Genomic DNA, 19,643 nt, shown 5'->3' on the forward strand with positions numbered 1-19,643 from the left:
CGCGGTGGAGGCGCACGGAACGGGCACCCGGCTCGGCGACCCGATCGAGGCACAGGCGCTCCTCGCCACGTACGGCCAGGACCGCCCGGCCGGTCAGCCGGTGCTGCTGGGCTCGGTGAAGTCGAACATCGGGCACACGCAGGCTGCCGCCGGTGTCGCGGGCATCATCAAGATGGTGCTGGCGATGCGGAACGGGGTGCTGCCGCAGACCCTGCACGTTGATGCTCCGACTCCGCATGTCGATTGGTCGGCGGGTGACATCTCCCTGCTGACCGAGGCGGTGGAGTGGCCGGAGACCGGCCGCCCGCGCCGCGCCGGCATCTCGTCCTTCGGCATCAGCGGTACGAACGCCCACACCATCATCGAGCAGGCCCCGGAGAGCGACCCCGCCGACCCGGCCACGGCCGCGACACCGGTGAACGCCGCCCCGGCGCGGCCCGAGGGCGTCCTCCCCTGGCTGCTCTCCGCCAAGGACGGCGACGCCCTGCGCGACCAGGCCCGCCGCCTCCACGCCCACGCGGTGACACACCCCGATGCGAGCCCCGCCGACCTGGGACTCTCGCTCGCCACCGGCCGCTCCGCCTTCGAGCGCCGCGCCGCCGTCGTCGCCACCGGCCGCGACGGGCTCCTCGCCGGTCTCGAAGCACTCGCCGAGGGCCGTTCGACGGCCGGTCTGGTCGAGGGTTCGGCGGTCGCCGGGAAGTTGGCGTTCCTGTTTACGGGGCAGGGGAGTCAGCGGCTTGGGATGGGGCGTGAGCTGTACGAGGCGTATCCGGTGTTCGCGGATGCGTTGGATGCCGTGTGTGCTCAGTTCGCTTCGGATCTGCCGTTGAAGGAAGCACTGTTCGGTGTTGAGAGCGGTGCTCTCGATCAGACGGCCGTCACTCAGCCCGCCCTGTTCGCGATTGAGGTGGCTTTCTTCCGGCTCCTGGAGTCGTGGGGCGTGCGTCCCGACTTCCTGTCCGGTCATTCGATCGGTGAGATTGCTGCGGCGCATGTGGCGGGGGTGTTCTCGCTGGCTGATGCGTGCACGTTGGTCGCGGCTCGTGGCCGTTTGATGCAGGCGCTGCCTTCGGGTGGCGTGATGATCGCCGTCCAGGCGTCGGAGGAGGAGATCCTCCCGCTGCTGACCGACCGCGTGAGTATCGCCGCGATCAACGGTCCTCGGTCCGTCGTGATCGCGGGTGATGAGAGCGCTGCTCTCGCCGTGGTCGGGCACTTCGCGGACCGTAAGTCGAAGCGGCTGACGGTGAGCCACGCGTTCCACTCGCCGCACATGGACGGCATGCTGGAGGCGTTCCGTACAGCGATCGAGAATCTTTCGTACGACAACCCGAAGATTCCGGTCGTCTCGAACCTCACCGGCACCCTGGTCGGCGACGACATGTCGACTCCCGACTTCTGGGTACGCCATGTCCGCGAGGCCGTCCGCTTCCTCGACGGCGTCCGCGCTCTGGAGGCCGCCGGGGTCACCACCTACCTCGAACTCGGCCCGGACGGGACCCTGTCCGCCCTCGCCCAGGGCTGTGTCGAAGGCGGAGACGCAGTCTTCGCTCCCGTACTCCGCAAGAACCGTCCCGAGGCCGACACCGTCACCACCGCCCTGGCCAGGGCACACGCCAACGGCGTGACCGTCGACTGGGCGGCGTACTTCGCGGGCACCGGCGCACAGCGCGTCGACCTGCCCACGTACGCCTTCCAGCGGCAGCGCTACTGGCCCGCGGTCTCCTCGTACTACCTCGGCGATGTGGAGGCGATCGGCCTCGACGACACCGCGCACCCGCTGCTCAGCGCGGGTGTCGCGCTGCCCGAGTCCGACGGGATGGTGTTCGCGGGGAGGCTCGCGCTCTCCACGCACCCCTGGCTGGCCGATCATGCGATCCTCGGCAGTGTGCTGCTGCCCGGCACAGCCTTCGTGGAGCTGGCGACCCGCGCAGGCGACCAGCTCGGCTGTGACCACCTGGAAGAGCTGACCCTTGAAGCGCCGCTGATGCTGCCCGAGCACGGTGGGGTGCAGCTGCGGGTGTGGGCCGGTGCCGCCGACGAGTCCGGGCGACGCCCGCTCGCCCTGCACTCCCGCGCCGAAGGCCTGGCCGCCGAAGAGCCGTGGACGCGGCACGCCAGCGGTGTGCTCGCCACCGGCGGACGGACCCCGGCCGACTTCGGGCTGACGTCCTGGCCGCCCGCCGACGCCACCCCCGTAGAGCTGGACGGCCGCTACGACGGCCTCGACGCCATCGGATTCGCCTACGGCCCCACCTTCCGGGGGCTGCGCGCCGCATGGCAGCGTGACGGCGAGATCTACGCCGAGGTCCGGCTTCCCGAAGGCACCGAGGACGAGGCCGGCCGGTTTGGTCTGCACCCGGCGCTGCTCGACGCGGCGCTCCACGCCATCGGCCTCGGCGGCATCGGCGCGGACGACGGCCAGGGGCGGCTGCCCTTCGCCTGGAGCGGTGTGTCCCTGCACGCGGCGGGCGCGTCCGCGCTGCGCGTACGGCTGTCGAAGGCCGGGGCCGAAGGAGTCAGGCTGGAGATCGCGGACGCCGCCGGGGCCCCGGTCGCCACCGTCGATTCCCTCGGGCTCCGCCCGGTCACCGCCGACCAGCTCCGCGCGGCGCGCGCCACCTACCACGAGTCCGCCTTCCACCAGCGGTGGACCGAACTCCCGGGCCTCGGCGCTCCGTCCGGCACACCGCCGATCCGGTACGCCCGTATCGGCGAGGGCGAGCACTTCGGTGTCGCCGCCGCCGACCACTACCCGGACCTCGCGGCCCTGGCCACGGCCATCGACGCCGGAGCGACCGCGCCCGACGAGGTCTTCGTCACGCTCGCTCCCGGCACAAGCCCGACCACCGCCACCGCCACCGACGCCCTCACATCCGCTGCCGCCGTGCACGGCGCGACGCACGGAGCGCTCGCGCTCATCGGCGGCTGGCTTTCGGACGAGCGGTTCGCCGCCTCCCGGCTGGTGGTCGTCACCAGGGGAGCGGTGGCGACCGACCCGGACGGCGATGTGACGGATCTGGCCGCCGCCGCCGTGTGGGGTCTGCTGCGGTCCGCGCAGACGGAGAACCCCGGCCGGATCGCACTCGCGGACATCGGCGGAGCGGACGACCGAGCGGACGACCGAGCCGACGCCGGAGCGTACGCCGGAGCGGACGACGGCCGGACCGAGCAGGCCCTGCGGTCCGCGCTCACCTCCGACCAGGAGAGGTTCGCGCTGCGCGCGGGCACCGTCCTCGTACCCCGCCTCGCGCGGATCGAGACCCGGCCGGACGAGCCCGGCCGCACCCCCGCCTTCGGGCCCGGCGGCACCGTACTGATCACCGGCGCGACCGGCGCGCTCGGCGGTCTGATCGCCCGGCACCTCGTCGCCGAACACGGTGTGGAACGGCTGCTTCTCCTCGCCCGGCGCGGAGCCGACGCCCCCGGCGCGGCCGAACTCGTCGCCGAACTCGCAGAGTCCGGCGCACAGGCCGTCTGGGCGGCGTGCGACGTCGCCGATCGGGAGGCGCTCGCCGCCGTACTGGCCGCCGTGCCGGAAGACCGCCCGCTGACCGCCGTCGTCCACACCGCGGGCGTACTCGACGACGGGATCGTCACCTCGCTGACCCCGGAGCGGCTCTCCGCCGTGCTGCGCCCGAAGGTCGACGCGGCGCTCCACCTGCATGAACTCACCCGGGATCTGGACCTCTCCGCGTTCGTCCTGTTCTCCTCGACCTCCGGCGTCTTCGGCGGCCCGGGACAGGGCAACTACGCGGCGGCCAACTCCTTCCTGGACGCCCTCGCCCAGCACCGCCGCGCCCACGGGCTCCGCGCCACCGCGACGGCATGGGGCCTGTGGTCCGTCGCCGACGGCATGGCCGGGGCACTGGACGCCGCCGACGTCAACCGCATGCGCCGGGCCGGACTGCCGCCGCTGACGGCCGCCGACGGAGTGGAGCTGTTCGACATCGCGGTCGGCCTGGACGAGGCAGCACCCGCCCTCATGCGGATCGACACCGAGGCCCTGCGCGCCCAGGCCGCCGCGGGCACCGTCGCGCCGCTGCTGCGCGGGCTCGTACGGGGCGTCGCCCGGCGCGCCGTCGACGCCTCGTCCGCCGCCGGCGCGGCGACGACCGAGCTGCGCGGCCGCCTGGCCGGACTCTCCGCCGCCGAGCGGGACCGGACCCTGCTCGACCTGGTCCGTACACAGGTCGCGGCCGTGCTCGGACACGCGGGACCCCACGCGGTCGAGTCGGGCCGGGCGTTCAAGGAGCTGGGCTTCGACTCGCTGACCGCCGTCGAGCTGCGCAACCGGCTGAACGCCGCCACCGCGCTGCGGCTGCCCGCGACCCTCATCTTCGACTATCCGGACCCGACCGTCCTCGCCCGGCACCTGCGCACCGAGCTGATCGGCGACGACACCGAAACCGGTAGCGGCACCGGCACTGCCGCCGCCGTGACCGGGTCCGTGACGGCCGTCGCCGACGACGAGCCCATCGCGATCGTCGCGATGAGCTGCCGCTACCCCGGCGGCGTACGCTCCCCCGAGGATCTGTGGCAGCTCCTCACGGCGGGCGCGGACGGCATCAGCCGGCTCCCGGAGAACCGTGGCTGGGACACCGAGGCGCTGTACGACCCGGACCCGGAGAGCCAGGGCACCTCGTACGCCCGCGAGGGCGGCTTCCTGCACGACGCGGCCGAGTTCGACGCCTCCTTCTTCGGGATCTCGCCGCGCGAGGCCCTCGCCATGGACCCGCAGCAGCGGCTCCTCCTCGAAACCTCCTGGGAGGCCTTCGAGCGGGCCGGTATCGCGCCCTCGGCGGTGCGCGGCAGCCGGACCGGAGTCTTCGCCGGTGTCATGTACCACGACTACGGCGCGCGGCTGCACGCCGTGCCCGAAGGCGTCGAGGGCTACCTCGGCACCGGCAGCTCCAGCAGCATTGTGTCCGGCAGGGTCGCCTACACCTTCGGTCTGGAGGGCCCGGCGGTCACCGTCGACACGGCCTGCTCCTCCTCGCTGGTCGCCCTGCATCTCGCGGCGCAGGCACTGCGCAACGGCGAATGCTCGCTGGCACTCGCGGGCGGTGTCACCGTGATGTTCACGCCCGGCACCTTCATCGAGTTCAGCCGTCAGCGCGGCCTCGCCGCCGACGGCCGCTGCAAGTCCTTCGCGGCCGCCGCCGACGGCACCGGCTGGGGCGAGGGCGCGGGCATGCTCCTGCTGGAGCGCCTCTCCGACGCCCGCCGCAACGGGCACCGGGTCCTCGCCGTGGTCCGTGGCTCCGCCGTCAACCAGGACGGCGCTTCGAACGGTCTGACGGCCCCCAACGGCCCGTCCCAGCAGCGCGTCATCCGCCAGGCCCTCGCCAACGCGGGCGTCGCCGCCGCGCAGGTCGACGCCGTAGAGGCGCACGGCACCGGTACGACGCTGGGCGACCCCATCGAGGCACAGGCGGTCATCGCCACCTACGGCCAGGAGCGCACCGACGGCCGTCCGCTGCTGCTGGGCTCGGTGAAGTCCAACCTCGGGCACACCCAGGCCGCTTCGGGCGTCGCGGGCGTCATCAAAATGGTCATGTCGATGCGTCATGGCGTGCTGCCCAAGACACTGCACGTGGACGAGCCGACTCCGCATGTGGACTGGTCGGCCGGCGCGGTGTCGCTTCTGACGGACGCGGTCGAGTGGCCGGAGACCGGACGGCCGCGCCGCGCGGGCGTGTCGTCGTTCGGCATCAGCGGGACGAACGCGCACGCCATCATCGAGCAGGCCCCGGAGCCCCAGGCCCCGGCCCAGGCCCCGGAGACGTCGGAGCCGGAGCCGGAAGCCGCCGGGCCCCGGCCCTCCGCAGCGGGCTCCTCGCCCGTGCCGCTGCTCGTGTCGGCCCGGGGCGAGGACGCTCTCCGCGCCCAGGCCCGCCGTCTTCACGCCCACACACAGGCCGACCCCGACCTGAGCATCGCCGATCTCGCGCTCTCGCTGGCGACCACCCGATCGGCTCTGGAGCAGCGCGCCGCGCTGGTCGCCGGGGACCGTACGGAGCTGCTGCGCGGCCTGGACGCCCTCGCCCGGGGCGAGGACACGGCGGGACTGCTGCGCGGCACCGCCCGTGAGAGCCGCTCGGCGTTCCTCTTCACCGGCCAGGGCAGCCAGCGGCCGGGCATGGGACGCGAGCTGTATGGGGCGTATCCGGTGTTCGCTCGGGCGCTGGACGAGGTCTGCGCCGAGCTGGACCGGCATCTCGACGCGCCCTTGAAGGAAGCACTGTTCGGTGATGAGAGCGGTGCTCTCGACCGGACGGCCGTCACTCAGCCCGCGCTGTTCGCTGTTGAGGTGGCGCTGTTCCGGCTCGTGGAGTCCCTCGGGCTGCGTCCCGACTTCCTCTCCGGTCACTCCATCGGCGAGATCGCCGCCGCGCACGTCGCCGGGGTCTTCTCGCTCCAGGACGCCTGTGAACTGGTCGCCGCTCGTGGCCGTCTGATGCAGGCGCTGCCTTCGGGCGGTGTGATGATCGCCGTGCAGGCGTCGGAGGACGAGATCCTTCCGCTGCTGACCGACCGGGTGAGCATCGCGGCGATCAACGGTCCGCAGTCGGTGGTGATCGCCGGTGACGAGGATGCTGCCGTCAAGATCATTGAGCAGTTCGGTGACCGTAAGTCGAAGAGGCTGACGGTGAGCCACGCGTTCCACTCGCCGCACATGGACGGCATGCTGGAGGCGTTCCGTACAGCGATCGAGAACCTTTCGTACGACAACCCGAAGATTCCGGTCGTCTCGAACCTCACCGGCACCCTCGTCACGGACGACATGTCGACTCCCGACTTCTGGGTACGCCATGTCCGTGAGGCCGTCCGTTTCCTCGACGGCGTCCGCGCCCTCGAAGCGGCCGGGGTCACCTCGTACGTGGAACTCGGCCCGGACGGAGTCCTCTCCGCCCTCGCCCAGGAGTGCGTCACCGACAGCACCGCCGCCGCCTTCCTGCCCGTGCTGCGGCACGGCAGGCAGGAGGCGGAGACCCTCACCGCCGTGCTCGCTCAGGCGCACACGCACGGCATCGCCGTCGACTGGGAGGCGTACTTCGCCGGGACCGGCGCGCGGCGCGTCGAGCTGCCGACGTACGCCTTCCAGCGCAAGCGCTACTGGCTCGACGTCGGAGTCTCCGTCGAGGACGTGATGGCGGCCGGCCTGGAGACGGCGGACCATCCGCTGCTCGGCGCGACCGTCGGACTGCCCGCGTCCGACGGACTGGTCCTCACCGGACGCCTCGCGCTCTCCACCCACCCCTGGCTGGCTGAGCACACGGTCCTGGACACCGTGCTGCTGCCCGGCACCGCCTTCGTGGAACTGGCCCTGAGGGCGGGCGCGGAATGCGGCTGCGACACCGTCGAGGAGCTGGCCATCGAGGCCCCCCTCACCCTGCCCGCGAAGGGCGGCGTCCAGCTCCAGCTGGCGGTGGAGGCGGCCGACGAAACCGGGCGGCGGACGCTCACCCTGCACTCCCGCCGCGCGGAGGCCCCCGCCGACGAGCCCTGGACGCGGCACGCGGCGGGCGTCCTCGCCCCCGCCGGACCGGCGCCCTCCTTCGACCTCTCCCAGTGGCCCCCGGCCGGCGCCGAACCGGTGCCCACCGACGGCTTCTACCCGGGCGCGGAGGCCGCGGGACTCGGCTACGGCCCGATGTTCCAGGGGCTGCGCGCCGCCTGGCGGCGCGACGGCGAACTCTTCGCCGAAGTGGCGCTCGACGAGGAGTACGAGAGCGAGGCCGCCGCCTACGGAGTGCACCCCGCCCTCCTCGACGCCGTCCTGCACGCCATCGGCCTCGGAGCGCCCGGCGAGAGCGCCGACACCGCCGCCGAAGGGGCCCGGCTGCCCTTCGCCTGGACCGGGGTACGGCTGCACGCGGCCGGAGCGTCCGCCGTCCGCGTCCGCCTCACCGCCGCCGCACCCGGAGGAGTGACCCTGGAGGTCGCCGACTCCACCGGGGCCCCGGTGGCCACGGTCGGCTCCCTCGTCCTGCGTCCCGTCTCGGCCCAGCAGCTCGGCGGAGACCGTGCCGCGCACCACGAGTCGCTGTTCGGCGTGGAGTGGGCCAAGGTGCCCGTGGCGGCCGGAAGCATCCCGTCCGGCGAGCGCTGGGCGGTGCTCGGCGAGGACGGGTCCGACCTCTCGGTCGCCGGTGAGCGACTCGGCGTACACCCGAGCCTCTCCGCTCTCCGCGACGCGCTCACGGCCGGGGCCTCCGCGCCCGACGTCGTTTTCCTGCCGTCGCCCGCCGCGTACGTCTCGCCTGTCGCCGGAAGCGACCTGCCCGCCGCCGCCAGGGCCGCCGCGCACCACGCGCTCGCCCTGCTCAAGGAGTGGCTGGCGGACGAACGGCTCGACGGCTCACGCCTGGTGTTCCTGACCCGTGGCGCGGTCGCCGCCGTGCCCGGCGAGCGGATCGCCGACCCGGCCCAGGCCCCGGTCTGGGGACTCGTCCGCTCCGCGCAGTCCGAGAACCCCGGCCGGTTCGTACTCGCCGACACCGACGGCACGGACGCCTCCTTCGGAGCCCTGGCCGCCGCGCTCGCCACCGACGAACCGCAGCTCGCCCTGCGCTCCGGCGAGGCTCACGCCTTCCGACTGGCCCGGGTCCCGGCCGACATCCCCGCCGACACCTCCGGTGATTCCTCCGGTGGGGTTTCGGCGTACGACCCGGACGGCACCGTGCTGATCACCGGCGCGAGCGGCACCCTCGGCGGACTGTTCGCCCGCCATCTCGTGTCCGAGCGGGGTGTTCGCCGTCTGTTGCTGCTCAGCCGTCGTGGCGACCGGGCTCCGGGTGCTGCCGAGCTGGCGGCGGAGCTGGCCGGTCTCGGTGCGGAGGTCCAGTGGGCGGCGTGTGACGCGGCCGACCGGGAGGCGCTCGCCGCCGTACTGGCCACCGTGCCGGAAGACCGCCCGCTGACCGCCGTCGTCCACACCGCCGGAGTCCTCGACGACGGCATCATCGAATCGCTCACCCCCGAGCGCCTCGACACCGTGCTGCGGCCCAAGCTCGACGCCGCGTGGAATCTGCATGAGCTGACCGAGGGCCAGGGCCACCGGCTCTCCGCGTTCGTGCTCTTCTCGTCGGTCGCGGGCAGCTTCGGCGCGGCGGGGCAGGGCAACTACTCGGCCGCCAACTCCTTCCTGGACGCGCTCGCCCAGTACCGCCACGCCCGGGGACTCCCCGGCCAGTCGCTGGCCTGGGGCCTGTGGGCGGCCGACGACGGCATGGCGGGCGCGCTCGCCGACGCCGATCTGACCAGGATGGCCCGCTCGGGAGTGGCCGCGCTCGCACCCGGTGAGGGGCTCGCGCTGTTCGACGCCTCCCACACCCTCGGCGACGCCGTTCTGGTGCCCATGAAGACCGAACCGGGAGCCCTGCGCGCCCAGGCCGCGGACGGCACACTGCCGCCACTGCTGCGCGGCGTCGTCCGCACCCCCGTGCGCCGCGCCGCCGACTCCGGGGCCAGGGGCGGACCCCGCCCCGGCGCGGAGACGGCCGGCTCGTTCGAGGAGCGGCTCGCGGGACTGGCACCCGCCGAGCGCGAGCAGGCGATCATGGAGCTGGTCCGCACGCAGGTCGCCGCGGTGCTCGGCTATCAGGGACCGGACGACGTCGACGCCGGACGGGGCTTCCTCGACCTCGGCTTCGACTCGCTGACGGCGGTCGAGCTGCGCAACCGGCTCACGGCGACCGCCGGGCTCCGGCTGCCCGTCACGCTGATTTTCGACTATCCGTCGCCCGCCGCGCTCGCCGCCTACCTCGGCGAACGCCTCGGCAAGGGCGACCCGGCCCGCCGGCCCGTCCACACGGAACTCGACAAGCTCGAATCGATGCTCGCCGAAGTCGGCCCCGACGACGCCGACCGCGCGGGCATCACCGCCCGGCTGCGAGACCTCATGGCGAAGTGGAATGACACGCACAGTGCACAGGCACAGGACAGCGCCGCCGACGAGCGGGAAATCCAGTCCGCCACGGCCGACGAGATCTTCGATCTCCTCGACGAGGAACTGGGCCTGTCCTGACCGGCCCCGGGCCGCGAGGCCCGGGCCGTTCCCTTCGACCCGATCTCACTTCCACTTCCGCTTTCACTTTCACTTCCACTTGCTCCGCGCGAGCTTTCCGACACTGATCACGGGGATGGCGTAAATGGTGAACGAGGAAAAGTACCTCGATTACCTCAAGCGGGCGACGACCGACCTCCGCGAGGCCCGACGACGGCTGCGCGAGATGGAGGAGCGGGAGCAGGAGCCGATCGCCATCGTGGCGATGAGCTGCCGCTACCCGGGCGGTGTCGACACCCCCGAACAGCTCTGGGAACTCGTCGCGCGCGGCGGCGACGCCGTCTCCGCCTACCCCCAGGACCGGGGATGGCACAGCGACGTCCTCTTCGACCCCGACCCCGACAGCGGGATCGACAGCTACGAGCGCGTCGGCGGCTTCCTCCACGAGGCGGCCGACTTCGACCCCGGCTTCTTCGGGATCTCGCCGCGCGAGGCCCTCGCCATGGACCCGCAGCAGCGCCTCCTCCTCGAAGTCTCCTGGGAGGCCTTCGAACGGGCCGGGATCGACCCCGTCTCCCTGCGCGGCAGCCGCACCGGCGTCTTCGCCGGACTGATGTACCACGACTACGCCACACGGCTGTTCAGCGTGCCCGAGGAGATCGAGGGCTTCCTCGGCAACGGCAGCTCCGGCAGTATCGCCTCCGGCCGGATCGCCTACACCCTCGGTCTGGAGGGCCCGGCGGTCACCGTCGACACCGCCTGCTCCTCCTCGCTGGTCGCCGTGCACCTCGCGGCGCAGGCGCTGCGCAACGGCGAGTGCACGATGGCGCTCGCGGGCGGCGTCACCGTCATGTCGACGCCCGGCACCTTCACCGAGTTCAGCCGTCAGCGCGGCCTCGCGGGCGACGGCCGCTGCAAGTCCTTCGCCGCCGCCGCCGACGGCACCGGCTGGGGCGAGGGCGCGGGCCTGCTCGTCCTGGAGCGTCTCTCCGACGCGCAGAAGAACGGCCACCCCGTCCTCGCGCTCGTACGCGGCTCCGCCGTCAACCAGGACGGCGCGAGCAGCGGCCTCACCGCCCCCAACGGCCCGTCCCAGCAGCGCGTCATCCGCCAGGCCCTCGCCGGGGCCCGGCTGACGGCCGCCCACATCGACGCCGTCGAGGCGCACGGTACGGGGACCACCCTGGGCGACCCGATCGAGGCGCAGGCGCTGCTGGCGGCCTATGGTCAGGACCGTGAGGCCGATCGGCCGCTGTGGCTGGGTTCCATCAAGTCGAACATGGGGCACACGCAGGCCGCCGCCGGTGTCGCGGGCATCATCAAGATGGTCATGGCGATGCGCCACGGCGTGCTTCCGCAGACCCTGCACGTCGATGAGCCGACACCGAACGTCGACTGGTCGGAGGGCGCGGTCTCGCTGCTCACCGAGTCCATACCGTGGCCGGAGACCGGCCGCCCGCGCCGCGCGGGCGTCTCCTCCTTCGGCATCAGCGGCACCAACGCCCACACCATCCTCGAACAGGCCCCGGACACCGCCGAACCCGAGGCCGTGGCCGAGGCCGCCGCGCCGCCCGCACCGGCACCGGTGCCCGCGCTCTGGAACCTCTCCGCGAAGACCCCGGCCGCCCTGCGCGCCCAGGCGGGCAAGCTCCACGCCCACCTCGCCGCCCGGCCCGGCCCGGCCGCCGGGGACATCGCCCACTCCCTGGCCACCGCGCGCACCGACTTCGAGTACCGGGCCGTCCTCACCGCCGCCGACGAACCCGGGCTCCGCCGTGCCCTGGAGTCCCTCGCCGCCCTCGGCCCCGAGGACACCGCCCCGAGTGCCTCGGGTATCACCCAGGGCCGTCCGGTCGCCGGAAAGCTCGCCTTCCTGTTTACGGGGCAGGGGAGTCAGCGTGCGGGGATGGGGCGTGAGCTGTATGAGGCGTACCCGGTGTTCGCCAGGGCTCTGGACGAGGTGTGCGCCGGGTTCGCTCCCGAACTGTCGCTGAAGGAAGCACTGTTCGGCGATGAGAGCGGTGCTCTCGATGAGACGGCGGTGACGCAGCCGGCGTTGTTCGCGGTGGAGGTGGCGCTGTTCCGGCTCCTGGAGTCGTGGGGCGTACGTCCCGACTTCCTGTCCGGTCATTCGATTGGTGAGATCGCCGCCGCGCACGTCGCCGGGGTGTTCTCGCTGGCCGATGCGTGCACGCTCGTGGCGGCTCGTGGCCGTCTGATGCAGGCGCTGCCCACCGGCGGTGTGATGATCGCGGTCCAGGCGTCGGAGGACGAGATCCTTCCGCTGCTCACCGAGCGCGTGAGCATCGCCGCGATCAACGGCCCGCAGTCGGTGGCGATCGCCGGTGACGAGAGCGCTGCTCTCGCCGTGGTCGGGCACTTCGCGGATCGCAAGTCGAAGCGGCTGACGGTGAGCCACGCGTTCCACTCGCCGCACATGGACGGCATGCTCGCCGACTTCCGTGCAGCGATCGAGAATCTTTCGTACGACAACCCGAAGATTCCGATCGTCTCCAACCTCACCGGCGCACTGGTCGGCGACGACATGTCGACTCCCGACTTCTGGGTACGCCATGTCCGCGAGGCCGTCCGCTTCCTCGACGGCATCCGCTTCCTCGCCGACCGCAATGTCGTGCACTTCGTGGAGCTGGGCCCCGACGCCGTGCTCTCGGCCATGGCACAGGACTGCCCGACCGGCGACACCGCCGCCTTCGTCCCCGTACTCCGCAGGGGCCGTTCCGAGACCGAGGCGCTGACCGGCGCGCTCGCCCGGCTCCAGGTGCGCGGGGTCGGCATCGACTGGGACGCGTACTACGCCGGGACCGGCGCACAGCGCGTCGAGCTGCCCACGTACGCCTTCCAGCGCGAGCACTACTGGCTCGACGCGGGCCACATCGAAGGGGATGTCTCGGCGGCCGGCCTCGGCGCGGCGGACCATCCGCTGCTCGGTGCGGCCGTCGTGCTCGCGGGCACCGACGGGTTCCTCTGCACCGGCAGGCTCTCGCTCGACACCCACCCATGGCTCGCCGACCATGCCGTCATGGGCTCGGCCGTGCTGCCGGGCACCGCCTTCGTCGAGCTGGCGATCCGCGCGGGCGACCAGATCGGCTGCGACCTCCTCGAAGAACTCACCCTCCACGCCCCCCTCGTACTGCCCGAGCACGGCGGCGTACAGCTCCAGCTCTGGGTCGGCGCGCCGGACGCCACCGGCCGCCGCACCCTCACCGCGCACTCCCGCCCGGAGCCCGCCGCCGCTGCCGACGGCGACCGGATCGCCGACACCGACGAGCCCTGGACCCGGCACGCCGACGGAGTCCTCGCCACCGGCGCGCCACAGCCCCGCTCCGCGCCCGGCGTCTGGCCCCCGGCCGACGCCGTACCACTGCCCGTCGAGAAGCTCTACGAAGGGCTCGCCGACGCCGGTCTGCGGTACGGCCCCGCGTTCCAGGGCGTACGCGCCGCCTGGCGGAGCGCCGACGGGACGACGTCGTACGCGGAGATCGAACTCGCCGACGAACAGCGCGCGGAGGCGAGCCGGTTCGGGCTGCACCCCACGCTGCTGGACTCGGCGCTGCACACCATCGGCCTCGCCGGACTGGTCGAGGACACCGGCCGGGGACGGCTGCCGTTCTCCTGGAGCGGTGTGTCCCTGCACGCCGTGGGCGCTTCGGTGCTGCGCGTACGGCTGTCGAAGGCCGGGCCCGACGCGGTGTCCCTCAGCCTGGCCGATGGCGAGGGCCGACCCGTCGCCGACATCGAGTCGCTCGCGCTGCGCGCCGTCTCGGCCGACCACCTCGGCCGGGCACGGGACCACGACTCGCTCTTCCAGGTGGACTGGACCCCGCTGACCCTCGCGGGCGACCCGGGCGACGAGCTGCGCCTGGCCGTCCTCGGCGGGCCCGCCCTGTCCGGCGCGCACGGCGCGGACGTCGCCCACCACGCCGATCTGAAGGCGCTCGGCGAGGCGCTCGACGCCGGCCGTCCCGCCCCGGACGCGGTGCTCGTACGGTACGCGCCCCCGGCCGGTCTCACCCCCGAGGCGGTCCACGAAGCCGCCCACCGGACACTCGACCTGCTGCACCGCTGGCTCGCCGACGAGCGGTTCGCCGACACCCGGCTCGTCCTGCTCACCCATGGCGCGGTCGCGGCCGGCGGCCGGGAGCCCGATCCGGTGCAGGCCGCCGTCTGGGGTCTCGTGGGCTCCGCGCAGTCCGAGCACCCGGGCCGCTTCTCGCTCATCGACAGCGACACGGAAACCGGCACCGACACCGGCAGCTACACCGACGGGCTGCCCACAGCCGTCGTACTCGCCTCCGACGAGCCGCGAATCGCCCTGCGAGACGGCACGGCCCACGCCCCCCGGCTGGCCCGGGTCCCGGCCGACGTCCCCGCCGACACCTCCGGTGATTCCTCCGGTGGGGTTTCGGCGTACGGCCCGGACGGCACCGTGCTGATCACCGGCGCGAGCGGCACCCTCGGCGGACTGTTCGCCCGCCATCTCGTGTCCGAGCGGGGTGTTCGCCGTCTGTTGCTGCTCAGCCGTCGTGGCGACCGGGCTCCGGGTGCTGCCGAGCTGGCGGCGGAGCTGGCCGGTCTCGGTGCGGAGGTCCAGTGGGCGGCGTGTGACGCGGCCGACCGGGAGGCGCTCGCCGCCGTACTGGCCGCCGTGCCGGAAGACCGCCCGCTGACGGCCGTCGTGCACACGGCAGGCGTCCTCGACGACGGCATCATCGAGTCCCTCACCCCGGAGCGGCTCTCCGCCGTCCTGCGGCCGAAGGCCGACGCCGCCCTCCACCTCCACGAACTCACCCGCGAACTCCCCCTGTCCGCCTTCGTCCTCTTCTCCGCGATCGCGGGCACACTCGGCAGCGCGGGACAGGGCAACTACGCCGCCGCCAACGTCTTCCTCGACGCACTCGCCCAGCACCGGCACGCCCAGGGACTCCCGGGCCAGTCGCTGGCCTGGGGTCTGTGGGCGGACGCCGACGGCATGGCGGGCTCCCTCGACCAGGCCGACATCGACCGGATGAGGCGCGGCGGCGTACAAGGACTCGGCACCGCCGAGGGCCTCGCGCTCCTCGACCGCGCCCACGCTCTGAGCGGCGCGGCCGACGGCCACGGCACAGCGCTGCTCGTACCGATGCGGCTTACCCTCCCCACCGCCGCACCCGGCGGCGAAGTCGCCCCGCTGCTGCGCGGACTGGTCCGCACCCCCGTACGGCGCGCCGCCGCCGGACGCGGCGGCACCGGCCACTCCCCGCTCGAACAGCGGCTCGCGGGCCTCGACACGGCCGGCCGGGAGAGGCTGCTCCTCGACCTGGTGCGCGGCCATGTCGCCGATGTGCTCGGCCACGGCTCCCCGGAGGCCATCGAACCCGAACACGCCTTCAGTGAGCTGGGCTTCGACTCCCTGACGGCGGTCGAGCTGCGCAACCGGCTCAGCGCGTCCGTGGGCGGACGGCTGCCCGCCACCCTGATCTTCGACTACCCGACCTCGCTGACCCTGGCCCGCCATCTCGCCGTCGAACTGGGCTCCGTACAGGCGTCGGATGCCCCCGGCACCGCCGTACCCGTCCCCGTCTCCGTACCCCTCCCCGGTTCCCCCGATGACGATCCGATCGCCATCGTCGCGATGAGCTGCCGCTTCCCGGGCGGTGTCACCACCCCCGAGGAGCTGTGGCGACTGCTGGAGAGCGGCGGCGACGCCATCTCGGGCTTCCCCGACGACCGGGGCTGGGACGTCGAGACGCTGTACGACCCCGACCCCGACCACCCGGGCACCTCCTACACCCGCCACGGCGGCTTCCTTCACGACGCCGCCGCCTTCGACCCGGCCTTCTTCGGGATCAGCCCGCGCGACGCCGTCGGAACCGACCCGCAGCAGCGCCTTCTGCTGGAGACCACCTGGGAGGCGTTCGAACGGGCCGGGATCGACCCCGCGACCGTGCGCGGCAGCCGCACCGGCGTCTTCGCCGGTGTGATGTACCACGACTACGCCGCCCTGCTGGAGGGCTCGGCCGACGGCGCGGACGGCTCGCTGGGCTCCGGCAGCACCGGCAGCATCGCCTCCGGCCGGGTGTCCTACACCTTCGGCCTGGAGGGCCCGGCGGTCACCGTCGACACCGCCTGCTCCTCCTCCCTCGTCGCCCTGCACATGGCCGTACAGGCGCTGCGCACCGGCGAGTGCGACATGGCCCTCGCGGGCGGTGTCACCGTCATGGCCACCCCCGGCACCTTCGTCGGCTTCAGCCGTCAGCGCGGGCTGTCGGCCGACGGCCGCTGCCGCGCCTTCTCGGCCGACGCCGACGGCACCGGCTGGGGCGAGGGCGTCGGCATGCTCCTCGTCGAGCGCCTCTCCGACGCCCGCGCCAAGGGCCACCCGGTCCTCGCGGTGGTGCGCGGCTCGGCGATCAACCAAGACGGCGCTTCCAACGGACTCACCGCCCCCAACGGCCCCTCCCAGCAGCGCGTCATCCGCGCCGCGCTCCGGAGCGCGGGCCTGGCCCCCGCCGACATCGACGCCGTCGAAGCACACGGCACGGGCACCTCCCTGGGCGACCCGATCGAGGCGCAGGCGCTGCTGGCGGCCTATGGTCAGGACCGTGAGGCCGATCGGCCGCTGTGGCTGGGTTCCATCAAGTCGAACATGGGGCACACGCAGGCCGCCGCCGGTGTCGCGGGCATCATCAAGATGGTCATGGCGATGCGGTACGGGGTGCTTCCCCGGACCCTGCACGCCGATCGGCCCTCGCCGCACGTGGACTGGTCGGCGGGTGCTGTCTCGCTGCTGACCGAGCAGCGGGAGTGGCCGCAGACCGGCCGCCCGCGCCGAGCGGGCGTGTCCTCGTTCGGCATCAGCGGCACGAACGCCCACACCATCATCGAGCAGGCCCCCGAGGCCGCCGCCGCGCCCGCCGACGGTACGGTGTCGCCGCACCCGCCGCTGGTGCCGGTGCGGCTCACCGCCCGCAGCGCGGACGGGCTGGCTGCCCAGGCCGACACCCTGCGGGCACACCTGGCCGCCCACCCCGGCACCTCCCTCCCGGACCTGGCCTACTCCCTGGCCACCGGGCGCGCCGCCTTCGACCACCGCGCCGTCCTCCTCGCCGCCGACGAGAACACCCTCACCACCGCCCTCACCGCCCTCGCGGACCGGGGCACCGCCCCCGGCCTGGTCCGGGGAACGGTCAGCAAGGCAGGGCGTACAGCGTTCCTGTTTACGGGGCAGGGGAGTCAGCGGCCGGGGATGGGGCGTGAGCTGTACGGCGCGTATCCGGTGTTCGCGGACGCGTTGGACGCCGTGTGCGCGCGTCTTGATGTGCCGTTGAAGGAAGCACTGTTCGGTGATGTGAGCGGTGCTCTCGATCAGACGGCGGTGACTCAGCCGGCGTTGTTCGCTGTTGAGGTGGCGCTGTTCCGGCTGCTGGAGTCGTGGGGTGTGCGGCCGGACTTCCTGTCCGGTCACTCCATTGGTGAGATCGCCGCCGCGCACGTCGCCGGGGTGTTCTCGCTGGAGGACGCCTGCACGCTGGTGGCGGCTCGCGGTCGGTTGATGCAGGCGCTGCCCACCGGCGGCGTGATGATCGCGGTCCAGGCGTCGGAGGAGGAGATCCTCCCGCTGCTCACCGACCGGGTGAGCATCGCCGCGATCAACGGCCCGCAGTCGGTCGTGATCGCGGGTGACGAGAGCGCTGCTCTCGCTGTGGTCGAGCAGTTCCCGGACCGTAAGTCCAAGCGTCTTACGGTGAGCCACGCGTTCCACTCGCCGCACATGGACGGCATGCTGGAGGCATTCCGTACAGCGATCGAGAACCTTTCGTACGACAACCCGAAGATTCCGGTCGTCTCGAACCTCACCGGCACCCTGGTCGGCGACGACATGTCGACTCCCGACTTCTGGGTACGCCATGTCCGCGAGGCCGTCCGCTTCCTCGACGGCGTCCGCGCCCTCGAAGCCGCCGGAGTCACCACGTACCTCGAACTCGGCCCGGCAGGGGTGCTCTCCGCCCTCGCCCAGGACTGTGTCACCGAGGACGGGGCGACCTTCGCGCCGCTGCTGCGGGCCGACAGGCCCGAGGCCGAGACCGTGGCCGCCGCGCTCGCCCAGGTTCATGTGCGAGGCGTGACGGTGGACTGGGAGGCGTACTTCGCCGGGACCGGCGCGCGGCGCGTGGAGCTGCCGACGTACGCGTTCCAGCGTGAGCGGTACTGGCCCCGCACCGGCACGACGCCGGGGGACACCGCCGCCCTCGGGCTGGCGTCCGCAGGTCATCCGCTGCTGGGCGCGGCGGTCGCGCTGGCGGACGCCGACGGCCGGGTCTTCACCGGCAGGCTCTCGCTGCGCACGCATCCCTGGCTGGCGGACCACGCGGTCATGGGCTCCGTACTCCTGCCGGGCACGGCCCTGGTCGAGCTGGCCCTGCACGCGGGCGAGCAGGTGGGCAGCCGCGCCCTGGAGGAGTTGACCCTTCAGGCCCCGCTGGTCCTGCCCGAGGAGGGCGCGATTCAACTGCAACTCGTCATCGGCGCGCCCGATGCCTCGGGTCGGCGCGCGGTGGCCGTCCACTCCCGCCCCGACACCGGCGAGGGACCCTGGCTGAGGCACGCCGACGGCCTGCTGTCGGACGAGGCGCGCCCCGAGCCCGACGACCTCACCGTGTGGCCGCCGGCCGGGGCGACCCCCGTACCGGTGGACAGCGCGTACGACACCCTCGCGGCCTCCGGGCTCGGCTACGGCACCCTGTTCCAGGGCCTGCGCGCCGCCTGGCGGCGCGACGGCGAACTCTTCGCCGAACTCGCCCTGCCCGCCGACGCCCAGACGGACGCCGAAGGGTACGGTCTGCACCCCGCGCTCCTCGACTCAGCGCTGCACACCCTGGCGCTGGGCGGCCTGCTGACCGGTGCCGACGGCGACGGCGACACCGACGAGTCGGCCGGTACCGCCAGGCTGCCGTTCGCCTGGGCCGGTGTCCGGCTGCACGCCGCCGGAGCGGTGGCCGCTCGCGTACGGCTGGCGGCCGCCGGACCGGACGCGGTCTCGCTGGAACTCGCCGACACGGCCGGTAGGCCGATCGCCTCGGTCGACTCGCTCGTTCTGCGGGCCGTCTCGCCCGAGCAGATCGGCGCGGCGCGCGGCGGACGCCACGAGTCGCTGTTCCGGCTCGACTGGACCGCGCTGCCGACGGACCGTACGGCAGCGCCGACCGGTGTCGACCACGCGGTGGTGGGCGCGGGGCTGCCGGGAATCGACGCGCCGGTCCACGCCGACCTGGCGGCCCTGGCCGCAGTGGACGGCGACGTACCCCCGCTGGTGTTCATCACGGCCGAATCGGGCACGGAGGAAGCCCTCCCGAGCGCGGCGCACACCCGTACGGCCGACGCTCTCGCCCTCGTCCACACCTGGCTCGCCGACGACCGGTTCGCCTCTTCCCGCCTGGTGTTCGTCACCCGTGGCGCGATGTCGACCGAACCGGACGAGCCCGTACACGACCTCGCGGGCGCGGCTGTGTGGGGTCTGGTGCGGTCCGCGCAGTCCGAGAACCCCGGCTGCTTCGGTCTGGTCGACCTCGACGGTGCTGACGCTTCCTACCGGACGCTGTCCGCCGTGCTCGCCTCGGGCGAGCAGGAG

2 protein-coding genes are annotated in these 19,643 nt (G+C 73.3%); both read left to right on the top strand.

Annotated elements, in window-relative coordinates; translation table 11 throughout:
* The coding region (locus tag IE247_RS33305) for a type I polyketide synthase (protein WP_190127109.1) at positions 1–10,036 on the top strand (10,036 nt) is incomplete at its 5' end.
* Between the two features lie 124 nt (positions 10,037–10,160).
* On the top strand, positions 10,161–19,643 hold a 9,483-nt coding region (locus IE247_RS33310; RefSeq protein ID WP_190127110.1), incomplete at its 3' end, for a type I polyketide synthase.

It is taken from the genome of Streptomyces inusitatus (assembly GCF_014651115.1).
In the GTDB taxonomy this organism is placed as follows: Bacteria; Actinomycetota; Actinomycetes; order Streptomycetales; family Streptomycetaceae; genus Streptomyces; species Streptomyces amakusaensis.